Here is a 20,598-nt window from a genome sequence, read left to right on the forward strand (position 1 = left end):
TGGCCGCCATTTTACCGCATCGCACCCCGGTTGGCTGCGATGCGGCGCTGCGCCCGCTTAGTTGGGCAGCAGCAGGCGCAGAACGGCGGCGCCGGAGATCACGGCAAAGCTGTTCGGGCCGGTCGGGACGATGTCGTAAGGCCCTTCCAGCCCGGCCGGCAGCGCGCCCAGGCGGGTACCTGGCAAGCCTGCCACCCCCGCTGCCACGGTTTTGTTGCCGGCGGCATCGGTGGCGTCAATGACATTGCGATCGGCGTCCACCGTGTAGACCCGCCCGTTCGGCGCCGCGTTCAGGCCGGCCGGCAGCGCTGTAATGGTGGTCACCACCGCCTGCGGCGTGACCTTGCGGATCTTGCCGGCGTCGTTGACATACAGGTTGCCGCCGATGTCGATTCCCTGGAGCTGTGGCGCAACGAAGTTCGCCGCGCCGCCGGTGCCGTCGGTGGGCGTAGTCGAGAACGCTGTCGGGGCGCCGGCGAAGACCGTGACCGCGCCGGCGGGCGTGACCTTGTAGATCGCCCCGCCCGTGCGGGTCGCCAGCGAATTTTGCGGCGCGCGCGCCGACAGGAAGATGTTGCCGTCGGCGTCGGCCACGATGCCGTTCGGCTTGAGCGCGAAATCCTTGTCGGCCACCACGGTGCTGACGTTGCCGTCCAACGCGATCTTGCGCAGCCACAGACCGTGCGCGTCCTCGTTGCGCGCTCCGCCGAACGGCTCGGCAAAGTCGATCGTGTAGACGTTGCCCGCCAGATCGGCGGCCAAATGGCTCAGGCGCACGAAGCGCGCGGTCTCGCCGGGGCCATCGATTTCCCGATCGCTGTCGCCTTCGAAGCCGGCCAACGCTTGTACGGCTCCACCCTTCAGCTGGTCGATCTGGGCGGTGCGTGCCAGCTGAATGGTACGCGTGGCGTTGTTGAAGCGCAGCATGGTCACGTCCGTCGCGGTGCCGTTGGCGGGGGAGAGGCCCGTGTACGGCGCTGCCGCGCCCTGGTACAGCGTGCTCGTCACCCCGGCTGGTGTGATCTGGCGCACGAGGTAAGTCGACTTGCCGGCTTTGCTTGCTCCTTCGAGCGAGACGATGTTGCCATTGTTATCCAGCGAGATCGACATCAATCTGCCGAAGCGCGCCGTGGCTGCGTTGCCGTCGACGGCGTCGAACTCCGCGCTGGCGAGGCCGGCAACGGTGCTCACCAGGCCGGAGCGGGTGATTCTGCGCAGCGTGTTGCTGTCGCTGACGTACAGGTTGCCGCTGGCATCGGTGGTGGCGTCGCTGATGCTGCTGAAGCGGGCGGCGGCGCCCTGGCCGTCGGCCTGCGCCGCAGCGTCGGCGGACCCCGCCAACAAGGTGGCGCTGGCGCCGTCGGCAGCCACGCGCAGCACCTGCGACTCGTTGTACAGGTAGATGTTGCCATCACGGTCGATCACCACCCGTTTCGCGGTCAGGTTGCTTTGCAACGTAGTGATCTGTCCGCCACGCAGCACGCGCAGGCGCGCGCTGTCGTCGTAGTCGACAAAATAGATGTCGCCGTTGGGCGCGACGGCCAGGCCGCTGACCCGTGCGGTTTGCGCCGTGGTGGGCCCGCCGTCGCCATGGCCGTAGCTGAGCGACGCCAGCGGCGTTGCCGTTAGCACGTTGCCGGATGGACTGATGACGCGAATGACGGTGAAGCGGTTTTGGTAGTCGGCCGTGTATTTGCTGTCGGCCACCACCAGATTGCCGCTCCGGTCGACGTCCATGGCGGCGATCTGCATGAAGCGCGCCGCCGTGCCCTGACCATCGATCAGGCCGCGTCCGCCCAGCGAGCCGGCCAACAAGGCCAGGCCGGCGCTCTGGCGAGGGTCCGGCAGCAGCGCCAGTTTGGCCGTCGCCGTCACGCCGGCGGAGGTGGCGGTGATGGTGACCGGCGTGGCGGCGCTCACGGCTGCCGCCGGTGGCGTGTAGGTGACGCTGGCGCCGGTGGTGGCCGACAGGGTGCCCAGGCTACCCGTGCCAAGCGCCCAGGTGACGTCGGCGCTACGGCCCAGCGCCGCCGTCACGGTGACCGGCTTGGTACCGAGGATACGGCTCGAGGTCGTACTCAGGCCTATCGTTTGTGGCGCGTCCGGCGTCGGCGGCGTGCTCGGGGAGGTGGGCGAGGTGGTGGTCCCACCGCCACCGCCGCCGCAGGCGGCAAGGTTGGCCGCGACCAGCGCGCCGATCGCGGTGCCGACGAATTTACGGCGTGTGTATGTTTTATTGACTTTCATGCTGGACGTCCCTTGTGTGGTTTGTTTGCACCCCGCATTGGCAGCCCGAGCCGAGAATTTCCCCGGGCATTCGCGGCGCCGTTTCGAAGCTTTGTTCTTTGAGCCAGGTCAACGTCTATGGTGGAACTTTGTAATCTCATGGGTATAGACGCCACTTTATTAACTCATCATGCTTATTATCAACGCTCACAGTCGATTAATACTCACGCATTGTCACTCTGACAGGGTTGTTTTGTAACAAATAGCAACGGCGGCCGCTTTATGACGATAGGCAAGTGATCGCCTGCTTGCTATGATCGCCACACAACAAGATGGCCGCCGGCCATGTCGAGAGTCGAGGAGAGACGGATGGGACTGAAATCGATCTGCACGATGGCGTGCGTGGGTTTATTGTTGGGCGCCGCTGGCGCCCAGGCGCAAGACGTGGTCCGTCTTGGCAACCTGAAGTTCGCCCACTACGGCGCCGTCTCCTATATAAAAGAGATCGCGCCCAAGTGCGGCATCAAGGTCGAGGAGCATATCTTCGCCAAGGGGCTGGACGTGATGCAGGCGATCATCGCCGGCGAGCTCGACATCGGCACCACGGCGTCGGAGGCGGCCATCTCCGGCCGCGCCGGCGGTGCGCCGATCTACGTGGTGGCCGGCTTCGCCAAGGGCGGGGCGCGGCTGGTCGGGCGCACCGACCTGAACCTGAAAACCGTCAAGGACCTCAAGGGCAAGCGGGTCGGCGTCACGCGCGGCGGCATCCAGGAGGTGCTGCTGCTGGCCGAGCTGCAAAAGAACGGCATGACGTTCGCCGACCAGCCGGGCAAGGACGTGCAACTGGTGTTCCTGGCCTACGCCGACCTCAATCAGGCGCTGCTGGGCAAGAACATCGACGCCATGATGCAATCGGAGCCGCAGTCGTCGCAGGCCATCAACAAGGGCTTCGGCAGCGAGATCCTCAAGCCCTACGACACGCCGATCGGCGAGCCGGTGCGCACCATGGTCATGACCGAGAAGTTCTATAAAGAGAAGCGGCCGGTGGCCGAGCGGTTCATGAACTGCTTCGTGCAGGCGACCAAGAGCTTCATCGAGAACAAGGCGCTGGCCGAGAAGTATGTGCGCGAGGTGGTGTTCAAGGGCCAGATCACCAAGGACGATTTCGACGACGCCATCGGCAATTCGCCGTACAGCTACGACATCACGCCCGAGCATATCCAGATCACCACCGACGTCATGGTCAAGACCGGCGTTGGCCGCATGAGCAAGCCGCCGCTGGCCAAGGACTGGGTCAAGACCGACCTGCTCGACGCGGCCAAGAAGACCCTGGGCGTGAAGTAAATGGCCGCCCCCTCCAATTCTTCATGGCGGCAAGCCGCCGTCGGCATGGTGGTGCCGGCCGTGGTCATCGCGCTGTGGCAGGCGGTGGCGATGCTCGGCTGGGTCAATCCGCAGGTGCTGCCGTCGCCGCTGGCGGTGGTGGAGAAGTGGATCGCCTACCTGCTGCCGCTGCAGCCCTACGATCCGGCCGCTAGCAGCTGGCTGTCGTGGGCCGTCTCCGGCGAGTTGATCACCGATTCGATCGGCAGCCTGTATCGGGTGGTGGTGGGCTTCGTCATCGGCGCCGGCCTGGCGCTGCCGATCGGCCTGGCCATGGGCGCCAATCCCAAGGTCTACGACTGGCTCAATCCCCTGGTGCAGCTGCTGCGTCCCATCCCGCCGATCGCCTACATCCCGCTGTCGATCCTGTGGTTCGGGCTCGGTAATCCGCCGGCCGTGTTCCTGATCGCGCTGGGCGCCTTCTTTCCTGTGCTGATGAACACCATCGCGGGCGTGCGCCAGGTCGACGGCATCTACCTGCGCGCCGCGCGCAACCTGGGCGCCAGCGGCGGCACCATGTTCCTGCGTGTGATCCTGCCGGCGGCCGTGCCCTATATATTGTCCGGCGTGCGGATCGGCATCGGCACCGCCTTCATCGTGGTGATCGTGTCCGAGATGATCGCGGTGAACAACGGCCTTGGTTTCCGCATCCTGGAGGCGCGCGAGTACTTCTGGTCGGACAAAATCATCGCCGGCATGATCAGCATCGGCTTGATCGGCCTGGCCATCGACGTCGGCATGAACAAGCTGAATAACCACCTGCTGCGCTGGCACCGCGGACTGGAGAACCAATGAGCGCTACCCATATCGTCGTATCGAATGTCAGCAAGGTGTTCCAGACCGCCGACCGCGAACTGGTGGCGCTCAAGGACATCAACCTGGAGATCCCGCAAGGGCAGTTCGTCTGCCTGCTGGGGCCTTCCGGCTGCGGCAAATCGACCCTGCTCAACGCGGTGGCCGGCTTCGCGCCGCCGACGTCGGGCAGCATCACCGCCGACGGCAAGCTGGTGGCCGGACCGGGACCGGAGCGTGGCATGGTGTTCCAGGAATACGCGCTGTTCCCCTGGATGACGGTGGCCGACAACGTCGCCTTCGGCCTGGAGATCAAGGGCATGCCCAAGGCCGAGATCAACGCCGTCGTCGACAAGCTGCTTGGCATGCTGTCGCTGCAGGACTTCCGCAGCCGCTTTCCCAAGGACCTGTCGGGCGGCATGCGCCAGCGGGTGGCGATCGCCCGCGTGCTGGCGCTGGACTCGCCGATCATGTTGATGGACGAGCCGTTCGGCGCCTTGGATGCGCTTACCCGCCGCAATCTGCAGGACGAGCTGCTGCGCATCTGGTCCGAGCTGAAAAAAACCATCATCTTCGTCACCCACAGTATAGAAGAGGCGATTTACCTGGCAGACCGCATCGTCGTCATGACCTACCGGCCCGGCACCGTCAAGCGCGACCTGATCGTCGATCTGCCGCGCATGCGCGATCCGGCCGCCGCCGAATTCAATGCGCTGAAGCGCGAACTGGGACAGCTGGTCATGGAGGAACAGCAGCGTCACCACAACGACGAACTGAGGATGGCAGCCGTCGACTGAACGATGGTGTAAACTGCCGGACATGCAGACCTACTTGTTCATCGCAGCCATCGCGCTGTACATCCTGTGCGCCGCGCTGCCATCGCGCCGCGCCAGCCTGATTTCGGCCGTGACGGTGGCCGCCTGGGCGCTGCACGGCGCCGGCCTGTGGCTGGAGGTGGCGGCGGCCGGCTCGCTGCGGATCGGTTTCGCGGCCATGCTGTCGTCGGCCCTGTGGGTCTCCGTGGCGGCCTACTGGCTGGAAAACCGTAATTTCAGCCTGGACGGCATGCGCCGCCTGGTCATGCCCAGCGCCGCCATCGCCGCCGCGCTGCAGGCCATCTTCCCCGGCAACCTGATTCCGCTGGAGGGCAAAACCTCCTTGTTTGGCTGGCACATCGCCATCGCCACCATGGCCTACAGCACCCTGACCATCGCCGCCTTCCACGCCGTGCTGATGGCGCTGCAGGAGGCGCGCCTGCACGCGGCGACCGACCGCAAGAGCTTCCTGTCCGGCGCGCTGGACCAGCTGCCGGCGCTGCTGACGATGGAGAAGCTGTTGTTCCGCATGATAGGTTTCGGCTTCGCGCTATTGAGTTTGACGGTATTGTCGGGCATCGTGTTTTCTGAGCAGCTGTTCGGCCAGGCGCTGAAATGGGACCACAAGTCGGCGTTTACGCTACTGTCATGGATGTTGTTTGCCGCGCTGCTGGCCGGCCGGCGCTTCCGTGGCTGGCGCGGCAAGACGGCGCTGAGCTTCACCCTGGCCGGATTTGCGACGTTGTTGCTGGCGTATGTCGGCAGCCGTTTTGTGTTTGAAGTGGTTTTGCATAAAGGATGGGCATGAGCCGTATTTTGTTTTGGCTGGGACTGATTTTCCTGGTGATCTTCGCGATCCGCAGCAAAATCCGCAGCGCGCAAAAGCGCAACCAGCAGCAGTTCCGTCAACCGCCGCCGAACCAGGAGGTGCCGCCGGGGCAGCGGGGCGACCAAGCCGCCGGCCAGACCGTCTACAAGGCGCGCACCGACAAGGCGCTAGCCGACGCCGAGACGATGCTCGAATGCGCCAAGTGCGGCATTTTCTTCCCCGCCTCGGAGGCAGTCCACGCCAACGGCCGCGATTACTGCTGCGCGGCGCACGCCGCCGCGCCGGCGGCCTGAGGCCGGGGCCGGCCGGTGGTCGCGCGCCTGCAAGCCCTGTCGGCTGAATCGCGCGCCACCTTCTGGCGCTCGCTGCAAACGCTCAACGCAACGCGCGTGGTCATCGCGCTGGTGCTGCTGGTCTACCTGAGCTTTGACAGCCGGGGCCTGCGCGCCGCCGGCGCATATCCCTACCTTCCGCTCTGCCTGGGCTATCTGGCCCTGGCGATCGCCTTCGCGCTGACGGCCGTCTATTGGCGCCGCCGCTTCCTGCTGCAACTGCTGTCGCAGATCGCCTGCGACCTGGCCGTCATCTCGCTGCTGTACCTCGCCGGCGGCGGCGTGCGCAGCGGCCTGGCCATCCTGTATCTGTTCCCGCTGGCCGGATCGGCCATCCTCGCGCCGCTGGTGCTGGCGCTGTTCTGCACCGCGCTGGTGACGCTGTTCATGCTGGGCGAAAGCGTGTGGCAGCTGCTGGCGATGGAGAGCCAGCACGGCCTGCTGCAATCGGGCTTGTACGGCGCGGCCTTCTTTGCCGCCGTGCTGGTGGTCAACCGCATGGCCGGCAAATTGATCGGCCAGGAGGAGCTGGCGATCCGGCGCGGCGTGGAAATCAATGTGCAGCAGGCGGTCAACCGGCTGGTGATGGCCAATATCGGCGACGGCATCCTGGTGGTCGATCCGGACGGGCGCGTCTCGGCCGGCAACCCGGCGGCGCGGCAGATGCTTGGACTGGTCGGCCCGGACCTGAACTTCAAGCTGTCGGCCGCCGCGCCGCTGGCGCCATTGGCGCAGGCGTACGCCGAATGGCGCGACGATCCCGCCCTCAGCACCGTGTTCGTCACCATCAAGCCGTTCAGCGACGCCGCGCTGCAAGGGCTGACCGCCGCGTGGAGCGCGCGCCGCGACCTGTCCGCGCACCTGAAGGTGCGCTTCGCGGCGGTCGATACCGCGTCCTCCGGCGCCGGCATCGAGCGCAGCGTGATTTTTTTGCAGGACGTGACGGGCATTGAAAATCAGGCGCAGCAACTGAAGCTGGCGTCGATGGGGCGCCTGACGGCCAGCATCGCCCACGAGGTGCGCAACCCGCTGTCGGCCATCGGCCACGCCACCGCGCTGCTGGGCGAGGACCTGGACAGCACCGTTCATCTGCGGCTGCTCAAGATCGTCGGCGACAACGTCGCGCGCGTCAACCGCATGGTCGAGGACATCCTGCAGCTGTCGCGCAAGGTGCAGCCGAACAACGAGCCGCTGGCGCTGGACGGCTTCCTGGCCGACTTGCGGTCGGAATTCATCAACAACCACGGCCTGCCGGCGGACATCGTCGGCCTGTCGGTGGCGCCGGGCACGATGGTGCGCTTCGATCCGCTGCATCTGCGCGAGGTGGTGCTTAACCTTTTAAACAACGCCGTGCGCTATGCCAGCGGCGGGCCGCAATCGATCCGGATCGACCTGCTCACCCATCCACACCACGCCCAGCGCATGGAGCTGCATGTGCAGGACGACGGTCCGGGCATCTCGCCGGAGGTGCGGGCCCACCTGTTCGAGCCGTTTTACACCACATCGAGCAAAGGCACGGGTCTGGGGCTGTATCTGGCGCGCGAATTGTGTTTGAATAACGAGGCCAGGCTCGATTACGAATACCGTTTCGATAGCCGCGACAGCCCCGATGGCGGCCGCCGCTCCAGCGGACGCTTTGTGATCACCTTCGCCCAGCCGGCGCAAAAGTAGAGGAGTCAGTGCCATGAGCGACCGTTCTCCCCGCGTGCTGGTGGTCGACGACGAAGCCGACCTGCGCGAGCTGCTGGAACTGACCCTGGTGAAAATGGGGCTGGACGTCGACAGCGCGGCGACGCTGGCGGAGGCGCGTGCGCTGCTGGCCGGGGCCGACCGGGATTACCAGTTGGTGTTGACCGACATGCGCCTGCCCGACGGCCTGGGGCTGGAGCTGGTGCGCGAGGTGTGCGCCGCCCACAAGAACACCCCGATCGCGGTGGTGACGGCCTTCGGCAGCGCCGACAACGCCGTCGTCGCGCTCAAGGCCGGCGCCTTCGATTACATCTCCAAGCCGGTGGTGCTGGACCAATTGCGCCTGATGGTGCGCTCGGCGCTGCGCCTGAACGCCGCGCCGCCGGCCGGTCTGGCGGCCAGCGAGACGCCGCCGGCCAGCCGCCTGAAGGGCGATTCGGCGGTGATCCAGTCGCTGCGCGCGCAGATCGCCCGGCTGGCGCGCTCGATGGCGCCGATCGCCATCCACGGCGAATCGGGCAGCGGCAAGGAGCTGGCGGCGCGCGAAATCCACGCGCAAAGCTCGCGCGCCAGCAAACCGTTCGTCGCCGTCAACTGCGGCGCGATTCCGGAGGCGCTGATGGAGGCCGAGTTTTTCGGCTATCGCAAGGGCGCCTTCACCGGCGCCGCCGACGACCGCGACGGCTTTTTCCAGGCGGCCGACGGCGGCACGCTGATGCTCGACGAGGTGGCCGACCTGCCGCTGGCGATGCAGGTCAAGCTGCTGCGGGCGATCCAGGAGCGGCGCGTGCGCAAGATCGGCGCCACCGCCGAGGAGCCGGTCGACGTGCGTATTATTAGTGCGACCCACAAAAACCTGGCGCAGTGCGTGGAGCAGGGCAGCTTTCGCCAGGATCTGTTCTATCGTCTGAATGTGATCGAGCTGGGTCTGCCGCCGCTGCGCGAGCGGCTCGACGATCTGGGCGTGCTGACCGGCGCGATACTGGAGCGGCTCGGCACTTCCGAGCACAAGGCGGCGCTGGGGGAAGGCGTGCTTGATGCGCTGCGCGGCTATTCCTTCCCGGGCAACGTGCGCGAGCTGGAAAACATCCTGGAACGGGCGCTGGCCTTCGCCAACGACGGCGTGATCGAAGTGGCCGACCTGGCGCTGAAGGGCGCGGGGCCATCGCCAACGTCTGCGCCGATGTGGATACCGCTGCCGACTATCCCGGCGCAGGCGGACGCCGAGGCGCAGCCGCCCGCGCCAACGCCGCCGCCGCCGCAGCCGGAACCGCTGCCGGCCAGCCTGCCCGACTACCTGAACCAGGTCGAACGCGACATCATCCTGCGCGCGCTGGCGCAAACGCAGTTCAACCGCACACAGGCCGCGCAGCTGCTGGGCATCAGCTTCCGCCAACTGCGCTATCAGATGCAAAAGCTGAACATCCAGGAGCCCGAGGCATGAACGACATAGGCGCGGACGGCTGGTGGCCGGCGGCGGTCCGCTACGACAGCCCGAACTTCGACTGCCGTCCCGACCCGGCCGACATCACGCTGCTGGTGATCCACAATATCAGCCTGCCGGGCGGCTGTTTTGGCGGTCCCCACGTCTCCGACCTGTTTACCGGCCGGGTGGACTATAATGCTGACCCTTCGTTCGCGGACCTGCGCGGGCTGAAAGTGTCGAGTCATTTCTTCGTGCGGCGCGACGGCACGGTGATCCAGTACGTCTCGGCCAACGAGCGCGCCTGGCACGCCGGCACGTCGTCGTTTCGCGGACGCGAAAAATGTAACGACTACTCGGTCGGCATCGAGCTCGAAGGCACCGACGACACGCCGTTCGCGCCGGCGCAGTACGGGGCGCTGGCGGCGCTGACGGAGGCGCTGCGGCGGCGCTACCCGCTGACCGACGTCCAGGGCCACGAGGACATCGCGCCGGGCCGGAAAACCGACCCGGGACCGTTGTTCGATTGGAACTGTTATGTTAAAAGTTGGCGGAAATTCTGTGAAGAAACCCGGATATCGGAGGCCGGGTTAGTGGCCGCTAGCGCTGTATTGCGCTTCGTAAAAGGCGTTCTGTAAAGTCAACCGAAAAAATGGCGGAAACGCAAAAATTTCCCCTTGTATTAGCCTCATCGGAACACTACAATCAGTGGATCGGATCTTCACAATCACTAGATATAGTAGTTCACATGACACTGGTTAATAAATTCACAGCAAGTCTCTGGACCAACTCACCACCCATATTAAAGTAGTTTAACCAGCCAGGCAGGTGTGGCTGATCGCTTCATTTTGGCCTTTTTATTTACAAACATAGCCGCGCAGCACTGACTGCACGCCGTTATCGGGGAGCTTAAATGCAATCTACACAAGACATCACCATCAATCCAGCGCTGGTACCAGCAGCCGCTGCGAGCACCGCCAGCAGCCCGTCCACGGCAGCGGGCGACCTCGGTGATTACCGCATCATCCGCCGTAACGGCGCGGTCGTCGCGTTTGAACCGTCGAAAATCGCGATCGCCGTCACCAAGGCCTTCCTGGCCGTGAACGGCGGCCAGGGCGCCGCCTCCGCGCGCATCCGCGAACTCGTAGAACAGCTGACCGCCAGCGTCGTGACGGCACTGGTGCGCCGCCAGCCATCGGGCGGCACCTTCCACATCGAAGACGTGCAAGACCAGGTCGAGCTGGCGCTGATGCGCTCCGGCGAGCACGATGTCGCCCGCGCCTATGTCCTGTACCGCGCCAAACACATGGAAGAGCGCCGCGCGCTCAAGGAAGCGCAGGGCGCCAGCGCCAAGATCGCCGCGCCGCAAATCCACGTGCTGGAAAACGGCGAGCGCAAGCCGCTGGAAATGGACCGCGTCACCGGCCTGATTAACGCCGCTTGCATCGGCCTGGAAAAGCACGTCGACGCCGACGCCATCGTCGCCGAGACGCTGAAAAACCTGTACGACGGCGTGCCGGTCGAAGAGCTGCACAAGTCCGCCATCCTGGCCGCCCGCGCGCTGATGGAAAAGGACCCGGCCTACTCGCAAGTGACGGCCCGCATCCTGCTGCACACGATCCGTAAGGAAGTCTTCGGCAAGGAAGTCGCGCAGGGCGCGGCGGCCGCCGAATACATCACCTACTTCCCGCAATACATCGCCAAGGGTATCCAGAACGAACTGCTGGATACCAAGCTGGCTGAATTCGACCTGGCCCGCCTGGCCAAGGCGCTGGTCGCCGACCGCGATCTGCAGTTCGGCTACATCGGCCTGCAAACCCTGTACGACCGCTACTTCCTGCACGTCCGCGACGTCCGCATCGAAATGCCGCAGGCGTTCTACATGCGCGTGGCGATGGGCCTGGCCCTGAACGAAAGCGACCGCGAAGCGCGCGCCATCGAGTTCTACAACCTGCTGTCGTCGTTCGACTTCATGTCGTCGACCCCGACCCTGTTCAATTCGGGCACCCTGCGTTCGCAGCTGTCGTCGTGCTACCTGACCACCGTCTCGGACGACCTGGAAGGCATCTACGACGCCATCAAGGAAAACGCGCTGCTAGCCAAGTTCGCCGGCGGCCTGGGTAACGACTGGACCCCGGTGCGCGCCCTGGGCGCCCACATCAAGGGCACCAACGGCAAGTCGCAAGGCGTGGTGCCGTTCCTGAAAGTGGTCAACGACACCGCCGTCGCGGTCAACCAGGGCGGCAAGCGCAAAGGCGCGGTGTGCGCCTACCTGGAAACCTGGCACATGGACATCGAAGAGTTCCTGGACCTGCGCAAGAACACCGGCGACGACCGCCGCCGCACCCACGACATGAACACCGCCAACTGGATTCCGGACATGTTCATGAAGCGCGTGATGGAAAAGGGCGACTGGACCCTGTTCTCGCCGTCGGATTGCCCGGACCTGCACGATCTGGTCGGCAAGGCCTTCGAAAAAGCCTACCTGGGCTACGAAGCCAAGGCCGCCGCCGGCGAAATCCGCGTGTTCAAGAAGATCGCCGCGCTGGACCTGTGGCGCAAGATGCTGTCGATGCTGTTCGAAACCGGCCACCCATGGATCACGTTCAAAGACCCATGCAACATCCGTTCGCCGCAGTCGCACGTGGGCATGGTCCACAGCTCGAACCTGTGCACCGAGATCACGCTGAACACCGGCCCTGACGAAATCGCCGTCTGCAACCTCGGCTCGGTCAACATGCCTGCCCATATGAAAGAGGGCAAGCTCGATCACGTCAAGCTGCAAAAGACCATCCGCACCGCGATGCGCATGCTCGACAACGTCATCGACATCAACTACTACGCGGTCGACAAGGCCCGCAACGCCAACATGCGCCACCGTCCGGTGGGCCTGGGCGTGATGGGCTTCCAGGACTGCCTGCACATGATGCGCGTGCCGTTCTCGTCGCCGGAGTGCGTGGCCTTCGCCGACACCTCGATGGAAGCGGTGTGCTACTACGCCTACCTGGCATCGACCGAGCTGGCGGAAGAGCGCGGCCATTATCAATCGTACAAAGGTTCGCTGTGGGACCGCGGCATCCTGCCACAGGATTCCGTCAAGCTGCTGGCCGAAGAGCGCGGCGGCTATCTGGAGCAGGACCTGTCGTCGGCGATGGACTGGACCCCGGTGCGTGATCGCATCAAGAAGTTCGGCATGCGTAACTCGAACTGCGTGGCGATCGCCCCGACCGCGACCATTTCGAACATCATCGGCGTGTCGGCCTGTATCGAACCGACCTTCCAGAACCTGTACGTGAAGTCCAACCTGTCGGGCGAGTTCACCGAGATCAACTCCTACCTGGTGCGCGACCTGAAGGCGCGCGACCTGTGGGACGAGGTCATGATCGCCGACTTGAAGTACTTCGACGGCTCGCTGGCCAAGATCGACCGCATTCCGAACGACCTGCGTGACATTTACGCCACCGCGTTCGAAGTGTCGCCGACCTGGCTGGTGGAAGCGGCATCGCGTCGCCAGAAGTGGATCGACCAGGCCCAATCGCTGAACATTTACATGGCCGGCGCCTCGGGCAAGAAGCTGGACGAGACCTACAAGCTGGCATGGCTGCGCGGCCTGAAGACCACCTACTACCTGCGCACCACCTCGGCCACGCATACCGAGAAGTCGACCTCGAAGACCGGCGCGCTGAACGCGGTGTCGGTGGACGGCGGCATGTCGGCCAGCGCGATCGCCTCGGCGGCTGCCGCTGCCCCTGTCGCTGCGGCGGCTCCGGCGGTCACCGCCGAAGCGGACGGCGAAGCCTGCTACCTGCGTCCTGGCGACGACGGCTTCGAGGAATGCGAAGCTTGCCAATAAGCCGGCGCTGACTAATATATATAGAGAGAGAACCGTCCCGGCCCGTCCGGGCGGTTCTTTTTAGACCGAATACACGAATTCAGAAGGAAACACACTATGTCGCTGTCCTGGGACGAAGAAGCCGCACCAGCGGTACCACAAGCAGTCAACGAGGCCGCACTGGCCACCGGCGAAGCCAACGCCGAACAAGTCGCGTTGCGCGTCAACGCCGACGACAAGCGCATCATCAACGGCAAAACCGACGTCAATCAGCTGGTGCCTTTCAAGTACAAGTGGGCGTGGGACAAATACCTGGCCGGCTGCGCCAACCACTGGATGCCGCAGGAAGTGAACATGCAGCGCGATATCGAGCTGTGGAAGAACCCTAACGGCCTGACCGACGACGAGCGTCGCCTGGTCAAGCGCAACCTCGGCTTCTTCGTCACAGCCGACTCGCTGGCCGCCAACAACATCGTGCTGGGCACCTATCGCCACATCACCGCGCCGGAATGCCGCCAGTACCTGCTGCGCCAGGCGTTCGAGGAAGCGATCCACACCCACGCCTACCAGTACATCGTCGAGTCGCTGGGCCTGGACGAGTCGGAGATCTTCAACGCCTATAACGAAGTCAAATCGATCCGCGACAAGGACGAGTTCCTGATCCCGTTCATCGACACGCTGACCGATCCGGCCTTCACCACCGGCACCGTGGAAAACGACCAGAAGCTGCTCAAGTCCCTGATCGTCTTCGCTTGCTTGATGGAAGGCCTGTTCTTCTACGTCGGCTTCACCCAGATCCTGGCGCTGGGCCGCCAGAACAAGATGATGGGCGCGGCCGAGCAGTATCAGTACATCCTGCGCGACGAATCGATGCATTGCAATTTCGGTATCGATTTGATCAACACGATCAAGATGGAAAATCCGCTGCTGTGGACCCCGGCGTTCAAGGAAGAGATCAAGCAGCTGTTCCTCAAGGCCGTGGACCTGGAGTACGCGTACGCCGAAGACACCATGCCGCGCGGCGTGCTCGGTCTGAACGCGACCATGTTCAAGGGTTACCTGCGCTTCATCGCCAACCGTCGCGCCACGCAGATCGGTCTGGAGACCTTGTTCGACCAGGAAGAGAACCCATTCCCGTGGATGAGCGAGATGATCGACTTGAAGAAAGAGCGTAACTTCTTCGAGACCCGCGTGATCGAGTACCAGACCGGCGGCGCGCTGAACTGGGATTGATGGCGGTTTGAGTGGCATGGCAAAAGCCCGGCTTCGCGCCGGGCTTTTTCATTTATACGAAGCGCGCGAGGTACTGCTCCAGGCCCGCTTCAGCGCTTGCCAGCGCGCCGATGTACCCATCCGGCCGGATCAGGGCCACATCCCCCGGCGCGAAGCCGTACGCCGCGCGCAGATACCCACCATCGTCGCGCAGCTCGCCGCTCATTCCAGCAGTCACTATTCTCAAACCCTTGCGCGGCGCGATCGTGCCGGCGCCGGCCGGCTCGTAGCGCAGCAAGGTCCACGCGCCGCCACCCAGCAACGTAAATAGGCGCAACGGCTGCCCCGCCGCGCCGCCTACCGCCGCCGCCAGCTTCCATCCCGGGTTCCACGCATCCTGCACGCTGGTGTTCAAGCCCTGGCCGCCGGTCGGCGGGTGGATGTGGGCGGCGTCGCCGGCGATGAAGACGCGGCCGACCCGGAAGCGGTCCGCCAGCCGCGAAATCATTTCGTACACCGAGCTCCAATGCACCGCGTGCAGCGCAATGCCTGCACGGCCGGTGCGGTCGGCAATGACACCGGCCAGCGTCGCGTCCGAGGTGTCGATGTCGCCGTCGAGCGGCACCGGCATTTGCAGCTTGAACAGATCGGTGCCCATCAGCGGACACAGACTGATTTGTCCCGCACGGTCGTCGTCATGCCGTCAGCCTTCGTCAGGCGCGCGGTGATGCCTTCGCCATCCTGTTCGAAGCCGGTCAGCTCGTGGGCGAAGCGCGGCGCGTGTCCGAGTTCGGCGAGCCTGTCGCGTAGGACGGCCTCCGTTAAATACTGCGGCAGCATCAACGGCAGGTTGGACGGTTCGGCGGGCGAGGGCGCCATGCCTTCGGTCGACGACTGCTCGTCGTAGCCGCCGTCGGCGCGTACTTGCGTTGCGGCGGGTAGAGGCCAGCGGCGGCCATCATGCGATCGGCCACACCGAGCGCTTCGAAGATTTCCAGGGTGCGCGGCTCGACGCCTTTGCCGCAAACCGCTGTCGTGCGAAGCGGAGCTCCGACGACGATACCCAATAGTCGGACACGCGGTGGACGCGTGCGCGCGAACGGCGGTCGCAGACCCATCGCCGACCGATCGCCGATCCATCACACACGGATCGCCGTCACCTCGCCGACACCTCGCCGCGCGCGCGCGACACTCGCCGACGCACATCGTCACGCGCCGCCGCGCGGCCGCGTCGTCGCGCATCGCAGTATTCCGCTTGCCATTCCCCGCACTCTGTCTCATAATCGCGACGAATTTAAAAACAGTGAGTAGCGACAGCGCGCATGCGATGCGCCAGCGCTCTCGAATTCGGAAGATGGTGGCGAGCGACGAGCGCAGATGCTGGCGACATCGCAGACACCCAAGCGGCAATTGGCTCGCTTTGAAGCGCGATTTTTTGGCGCGGCGCGGCCAGCGCATTTTCGAACTCGATTGAGCGCGCACATCGCACCACGATGTCGCGAGCGAGCAAGCGCGAACTGCCACGCGTATGTGAAATGGCGAGCATAAGACGAAAAAAAGCGAACGAATACTTCTCGTGCCGGTTGCGTACCGACAAGGTTTTCGTGTACTTTACGAGATTGAAAATGTGTGTTTATAAATGTGCGTATTTTTTCGAAGTACGCACACCGCAGAAATGATCGCGATCACGGGATACAGATTCACAAAGATATGCACAAGACCAAACCGTTTTTGTTCAACCGTCTTTCCTGATTCGGTTCAGGTTGGGCGGTTTTTTGTTTGAAAACGAAAACGGTAGATGGCTGCGACGTAGGTCCCTGGAGCTGAGCACACGCCCGACCACCCGCAAAACGTCGCAACAAGATTTGTATCTGCACGCCGCGCCGGCCACGGACGGCGGACAGATAGATGGCTGAAGCGCTGCACTCGTGAGGGGTTGCAGCAGTTCAGCTGGTGCCGAATTCATTAGCGCAAACAGTGTCCTGTTTGTGCCGATGAATAATTCGCCTGGCCCAATCCGGGGCCGGACGGGTTTAAATCTTGTATGTGAATTTTCCATCCCCGATGAAGGAGAACTAAAAATGGCAACTGCCGCAAAGAAACCAGCAGCAAAAAAACCGGCCGCTACTAAAGCCGCCGCCCCAGCGAAAAAGCCTGTCGCAGCGAAAGCAGCCGCCAAGCCAGCAGCGAAAGCTGCCGCCAAACCAGCCGCTAAACCAGCTGCCAAAGCCGCTGCCAAGCCAGCTGCAAAACCAGCCGTGAAAAAAGCCGCCGCCAAACCAGCAGCAAAGCCAGCAGCGAAAGCAGCAGCCAAGCCAGCAGCCAAGCCGGCAGTGAAAAAAGCAGCAGCTGCCAAGCCAGTCGCTAAAAAAGCAGCAGCCAAGCCAGCGGCAAAGCCAGCGGCCAAAGCAGCAGCCAAGCCAGCTGTGAAAAAAGCAGCGGCCAAGCCAGCAGCAAAGCCAGCAGCTAAAAAAGCAGCAGCCAAGCCAGCCGCTAAAAAAGCGGCAGCCAAGCCAGCGGCCAAGCCAGCGGCAAAAGCAGCAGCCAAGCCAGCAGCAAAAAAAGTAGCCGCCAAACCGGCAGCGAAAAAAGCGGCCGCCAAGCCAGCCGCTAAACCTGCCGCGAAAGCAGCAGCCAAGCCAGCAGCTAAACCAGCCGCCAAACCAGCAGCCAAAAAAGCTGTCGCCGCCAAACCAGCCGCCAAGGCAAAAACAGCAGCCAAGCCAGCTGCAAAGGCAGCGGCTAAGCCAGCAGCAAAAAAGCCGGTTAAGGCAGCAGCCAAGCCGGCAGCTGCCTCCAAACCAGCTGTCAAGGCAGCTGCTAAACCAGCCGCCAAGCCAGCCGCCGCGCCAGCACCGGCAGCCGCTCCAGTCGCCGCGGCAGCAGCTGCTCCGGCAGCCAAGCCAGCCGTGAAAAAAGCCGCCCCTAAAGCGGCCGCACCGAAGAAGGAAGCTGTCGCCAAGCCAGCCACTCCTGCTGCCGCGCCTGCGGCAAAAACCGTGTTGGCACCGGCGGCCGCATGGCCGTTCCCAACCAGCACGCGTCCATCCTAAGCTAAATACTTAGGTGCCTGCTGAGGCAACCGGCCGCTGTGTGAGACAATCACACAGCGGCTTTTTTTTGGAGGGACCGTGCTTAGTATTGTTATGTTGATTGTGGACGCCATCGCCACGCTGTTGGGCGGCGCCTTGCTGTTGCGTTTCTGGATGCAGGCGATCCGCGTTCGTCCGCCGCAATCGGTGGCCCAATTCACGTTTCAGCTATCGGATTGGCTGGTGCGGCCGTTGCGGCGCATCGTGCCCGGCATGGGCGGCTACGACTGGGCCAGCCTGATCGGCGCCTTCCTGATTGTGCTGCTGGCGACGTCGGTGCTGTTCTTTGCCGGCTGGCCGGCGCAGGCGGTGCTGCTGGCCGCGTTCGAGCGCTTCCTCAAATGGATACTGTACGGCTTCATGGCGCTGCTGGTGGTCGAGGCGATCTTCAGCTGGGTCAATCCGCACGCGCCGCTGGCGCCGTTCGTGCGCGCGCTCAACGAGCCGCTGCTGAAGCCGATCCGCCGCGTGGTGCCGCTGGTGGGCAATCTCGATTTGTCGTTGCTGGTGGCGCTGATCGCGCTGCAGATCGCCCAGATCCTGCTGGGCATGGCCTTCAACGGCCGTTGACCTGGCCGCTGGCGGCGCATGGCGGATTACGGCGTGCCGCCTAATCCGCCATGCACGCCGCCCACATCTTTTAGTACCGGTAGCCGAAGGCCGCTTCGAAGCGGTCTGCTATCTCGGCGGCGGTCAGCTTGTGGTTCTGGCCGCCCTTGCTGGCGATCTTGATCGCACCCATCAGGCTGGCCAGGCGGCCGGTCGTTTCCCATTTCCAGCCTTGCGTGATGCCGAACAGCAGACCGGCGCGGTAGGCGTCGCCGCATCCGGTTGGGTCGACCGCTTCGGCGACCTTGACCACCGGAATCTCGATACGCTGGCCCTTGGTGTAAATCTCCGAGCCCTGCTCGCCGCGCGTGACGATCAGCGCTTCCAGCCGGCTGGCGATGTCCGGCAAGGTCAGGCCGGTGCGGTCCATCAGCAATTCCATTTCGTAGTCGTTGGCGGTGACGTAGGTGGCCTTGTCGATGAAGGCGATCAGCTCGGCGCCGTTGAACATCGGCAGCTGCTGGCCCGGGTCGAAAATGAACGGGATCTGCAGCTTGGCCAGGTCGGCGGCGTGCTTTTGCATGCCCAGGTGGCCGTCCGGCGAGATGATGGCGATCGCCGCCGCGCCCGCCTTGGCGACGTCGTTCTCGTGGGCGTACGACATCGCGCCCGGGTGGAAGGCGTTGATCTGGTTGTTGTCCTCGTCGGCCGTGACGAAGCATTGGGCGTTGTAGGCGTCCTGCTTGATCAGGATGTTGTCGGTCGAGATGTCCAGCTTGTGCAGGCGCTCGATGTAGGCGGCGTTGTCCTGGCCCATGACGCCGACGATACGCGGCTCGCCGCCCAGCATCTTGAGGTTGTACGCGACGTTGCCGGCGCAGCCGCCGTATTCCGTGCGCATCGTCGGCGCCAGGAACGAGACGTTCACTTTGTGCAGCTGGTCGGCCAGCAGGATGCTGTCGAAGCGGCCCGGGAATTGCAGGATGGTGTCGATCGCGAGCGAGCCGCAGATGATGGAGGTCTGTGTCATGTGATAGTTCTTTATGGGTAGAAGACTGCGATGTGATAGCCGGATGCTTTCAGCTGTTTCAATTCAAAGTACAGTTTGACAGATTGCTCGCTGCGCGGGGCGAATCCTTTTTCCAGCGCCACGTCGGCGCCAAGATAGTCGCGCGGCGTGAACACGCGACGCAAAATCGCCTTGTCGTTGGCGTCGTCGAGCACCAGTTCGATGTGCGGCCACGCCTGCGCGGTGGTGCTCTGGTTGCGCAGCAAGGTGGTGAACGAGAAGGTGGTCTCGCTCAGGGTTTGCAGTTCGCCCTGTTCGATGACGAGCTGGTCGATCTGGGTCGGCAGTTCGATCTTGCAACCGAGTGTAGCGCAGATGCCCTCCAAGGTCGGCTTGAGTGCTGGGTAGCTGGCCGCCAGCGGGTTGCGGAAGGTGGTCAAGCCTTGCGCCGCCAGCGCACCGACCAGCAGCAGCGAGCCGACGCCCATGGCGATGTTGATGGTCTTGCCGTAGCGCTCCCGGCGCCGGTCGCGCTTGAGGAAGGTCGGTTCGTCCGGGTCCTCGGGTTCCACTTTCGGTTCCGGCGGTTCGACGCTGTGGACTTCGGCCTGCGGCGCGAAGTGGTCTTGCGACGGGGCGGAGGCGGCGCGCAGCAACGTCGGCAGCTGGGGCGTGGTGTCGCGCTCCCGGGCGGCGGCGAGCTGGACCAGCGCTTCCTCGTCGGCTTCCTCGAGGTCGTAGCGGGAGTCGGGGTCCAGCGTCGGTTCCTGGCGCGCGTCGACGGTCGCTGGCGACGTCGGCGCTTGCTGATCAACTGCCTCGGGCGCGATGCTTTGCTCCATCAGCGCCAGTTCGGCGGCCAACGCGGCTTCCAGTTCCTCATGCGTCATCGGCTTGATGTCGAGCGGGTCTTCCGCAGGCGGTTCGGTGGCGGCGGTTTGCTCTTCGTCGGTGAAACTGGATTCCGGTTCGGCGATGGGTTCGGGTTCGAGCTCGGTTACGGGGTCGCTCCCGGGCTCAATCAAAGGCTCGATCCCGGCTTCGGGCTCGCCGGCAGGTTCGTGATCAGGCTGCCACTCCTGCGCGGTCTCGTCCACCGCGCTGTCGAGCTCCAAGGTGTAGATCGGTTCGTCGTTTGGCGGTTCGAAGGTGTGGTTATCCGACCCGGCCACCGCTTCATCGAAGGGCGCGGGTGGTGGCGGAGGGGAGTAGGGTGCTTCGGACACAACCGGCGCGAAGACCGGTTGCGGGGTGGCTAGCGACGTGGCCAGCGGCTCGAGCAGCGCCGCGTTGCCGTCAAAAACTTCATTGCAGGAGCCACAGCGCACTATGCCCCCACGCAATTTCAACTGGTCATGAGCGACCCGAAATGTCGTGCTGCAGTGGGGGCATTTAGTGGCGAGCGCCATCGCTGC

The 20,598-nt window shown here is 64.1% G+C and carries 17 protein-coding genes; 12 read left to right on the forward strand and 5 right to left on the reverse strand.

Annotation, left to right across the window (positions count from 1 at the left end):
* Window positions 1–57 precede the first annotated feature (57 nt).
* Window positions 58–2,247, reverse strand: a complete 2,190-nt coding sequence (locus tag ACZ0BA_RS26875) for an NHL repeat-containing protein (RefSeq protein ID WP_463454170.1) — start codon at window positions 2,245–2,247, stop codon at window positions 58–60.
* Window positions 2,248–2,595: 348 nt separating this feature from the next.
* Between ACZ0BA_RS26875 and ACZ0BA_RS26880 the strand changes: the two genes are divergently transcribed.
* From ACZ0BA_RS26880 to ACZ0BA_RS26925, 10 genes are all read left to right on the forward strand, one after another.
* A complete protein-coding gene (locus ACZ0BA_RS26880; RefSeq protein ID WP_463454172.1) occupies window positions 2,596–3,570 on the forward strand; it encodes an ABC transporter substrate-binding protein in 975 nt (324 codons plus the stop codon).
* Window positions 3,571–4,404, forward strand: coding sequence for an ABC transporter permease (locus tag ACZ0BA_RS26885; protein WP_463454173.1), 834 nt, complete (start codon window positions 3,571–3,573; stop codon window positions 4,402–4,404). It abuts the gene before it with no gap.
* A complete protein-coding gene (locus ACZ0BA_RS26890) occupies window positions 4,401–5,198 on the forward strand; it encodes an ABC transporter ATP-binding protein (RefSeq protein WP_463454174.1) in 798 nt (265 codons plus the stop codon). The genes ACZ0BA_RS26885 and ACZ0BA_RS26890 overlap by 4 nt, the downstream gene beginning before the upstream one ends.
* A gap of 22 nt (window positions 5,199–5,220) precedes the next feature.
* Window positions 5,221–6,024, forward strand: coding sequence for a cytochrome C assembly family protein (locus tag ACZ0BA_RS26895; protein ID WP_463454175.1), 804 nt, complete (start codon window positions 5,221–5,223; stop codon window positions 6,022–6,024).
* The gene (locus tag ACZ0BA_RS26900; protein WP_463454177.1) at window positions 6,021–6,338 is read left to right on the forward strand and encodes a PP0621 family protein; all 318 of its coding nucleotides are present in this window, start codon (window positions 6,021–6,023) and stop codon (window positions 6,336–6,338) included. The genes ACZ0BA_RS26895 and ACZ0BA_RS26900 overlap by 4 nt, the downstream gene beginning before the upstream one ends.
* Before the next feature lie 15 nt (window positions 6,339–6,353).
* The gene (locus ACZ0BA_RS26905; protein ID WP_463454178.1) at window positions 6,354–8,048 is read left to right on the forward strand and encodes a sensor histidine kinase; all 1,695 of its coding nucleotides are present in this window, start codon (window positions 6,354–6,356) and stop codon (window positions 8,046–8,048) included.
* 13 nt (window positions 8,049–8,061) lie between these two features.
* A complete protein-coding gene (locus ACZ0BA_RS26910; protein ID WP_463454179.1) occupies window positions 8,062–9,510 on the forward strand; it encodes a sigma-54-dependent transcriptional regulator in 1,449 nt (482 codons plus the stop codon).
* On the forward strand, window positions 9,507–10,127 hold the full coding sequence (ampD, locus tag ACZ0BA_RS26915; protein ID WP_463454180.1) for a 1,6-anhydro-N-acetylmuramyl-L-alanine amidase AmpD: 621 nt from the start codon (window positions 9,507–9,509) through the stop codon (window positions 10,125–10,127). The genes ACZ0BA_RS26910 and ampD overlap by 4 nt, the downstream gene beginning before the upstream one ends.
* A gap of 275 nt (window positions 10,128–10,402) precedes the next feature.
* On the forward strand, window positions 10,403–13,342 hold the full coding sequence (locus ACZ0BA_RS26920) for a ribonucleoside-diphosphate reductase subunit alpha (protein ID WP_463454182.1): 2,940 nt from the start codon (window positions 10,403–10,405) through the stop codon (window positions 13,340–13,342).
* 96 nt (window positions 13,343–13,438) lie between these two features.
* Window positions 13,439–14,554, forward strand: a complete 1,116-nt coding sequence (locus ACZ0BA_RS26925; RefSeq protein ID WP_463454184.1) for a ribonucleotide-diphosphate reductase subunit beta — start codon at window positions 13,439–13,441, stop codon at window positions 14,552–14,554.
* Window positions 14,555–14,606: 52 nt separating this feature from the next.
* Here the strand turns inward: ACZ0BA_RS26925 and ACZ0BA_RS26930 are convergent, their stop codons facing one another.
* Entirely contained in the window at window positions 14,607–15,191 is a 585-nt protein-coding gene (locus ACZ0BA_RS26930) for an FAD-dependent monooxygenase (RefSeq protein ID WP_463454185.1), read from the reverse strand.
* On the reverse strand, window positions 15,191–15,412 hold the full coding sequence (locus ACZ0BA_RS26935; RefSeq protein ID WP_463454186.1) for an FAD-dependent monooxygenase: 222 nt from the start codon (window positions 15,410–15,412) through the stop codon (window positions 15,191–15,193). The genes ACZ0BA_RS26930 and ACZ0BA_RS26935 overlap by 1 nt, the downstream gene beginning before the upstream one ends.
* Before the next feature lie 1,049 nt (window positions 15,413–16,461).
* Here ACZ0BA_RS26935 and ACZ0BA_RS26940 point away from each other — a divergent pair.
* The gene (locus ACZ0BA_RS26940; RefSeq protein WP_463454187.1) at window positions 16,462–17,586 is read left to right on the forward strand and encodes a transcriptional regulator; all 1,125 of its coding nucleotides are present in this window, start codon (window positions 16,462–16,464) and stop codon (window positions 17,584–17,586) included.
* 93 nt (window positions 17,587–17,679) lie between these two features.
* On the forward strand, window positions 17,680–18,195 hold the full coding sequence (locus ACZ0BA_RS26945; protein ID WP_090323710.1) for a YggT family protein: 516 nt from the start codon (window positions 17,680–17,682) through the stop codon (window positions 18,193–18,195).
* A gap of 70 nt (window positions 18,196–18,265) precedes the next feature.
* Here the strand turns inward: ACZ0BA_RS26945 and ACZ0BA_RS26950 are convergent, their stop codons facing one another.
* Both ACZ0BA_RS26950 and ACZ0BA_RS26955 read right to left on the reverse strand, forming a co-directional pair.
* Window positions 18,266–19,204, reverse strand: coding sequence for a carbohydrate kinase family protein (locus ACZ0BA_RS26950; RefSeq protein WP_463454188.1), 939 nt, complete (start codon window positions 19,202–19,204; stop codon window positions 18,266–18,268).
* A gap of 11 nt (window positions 19,205–19,215) precedes the next feature.
* Entirely contained in the window at window positions 19,216–20,592 is a 1,377-nt protein-coding gene (locus ACZ0BA_RS26955; RefSeq protein WP_463454189.1) for a DUF3426 domain-containing protein, read from the reverse strand.
* Window positions 20,593–20,598: the final 6 nt, after the last annotated feature.

The organism is Duganella sp. AC917 (assembly GCF_979258245.1).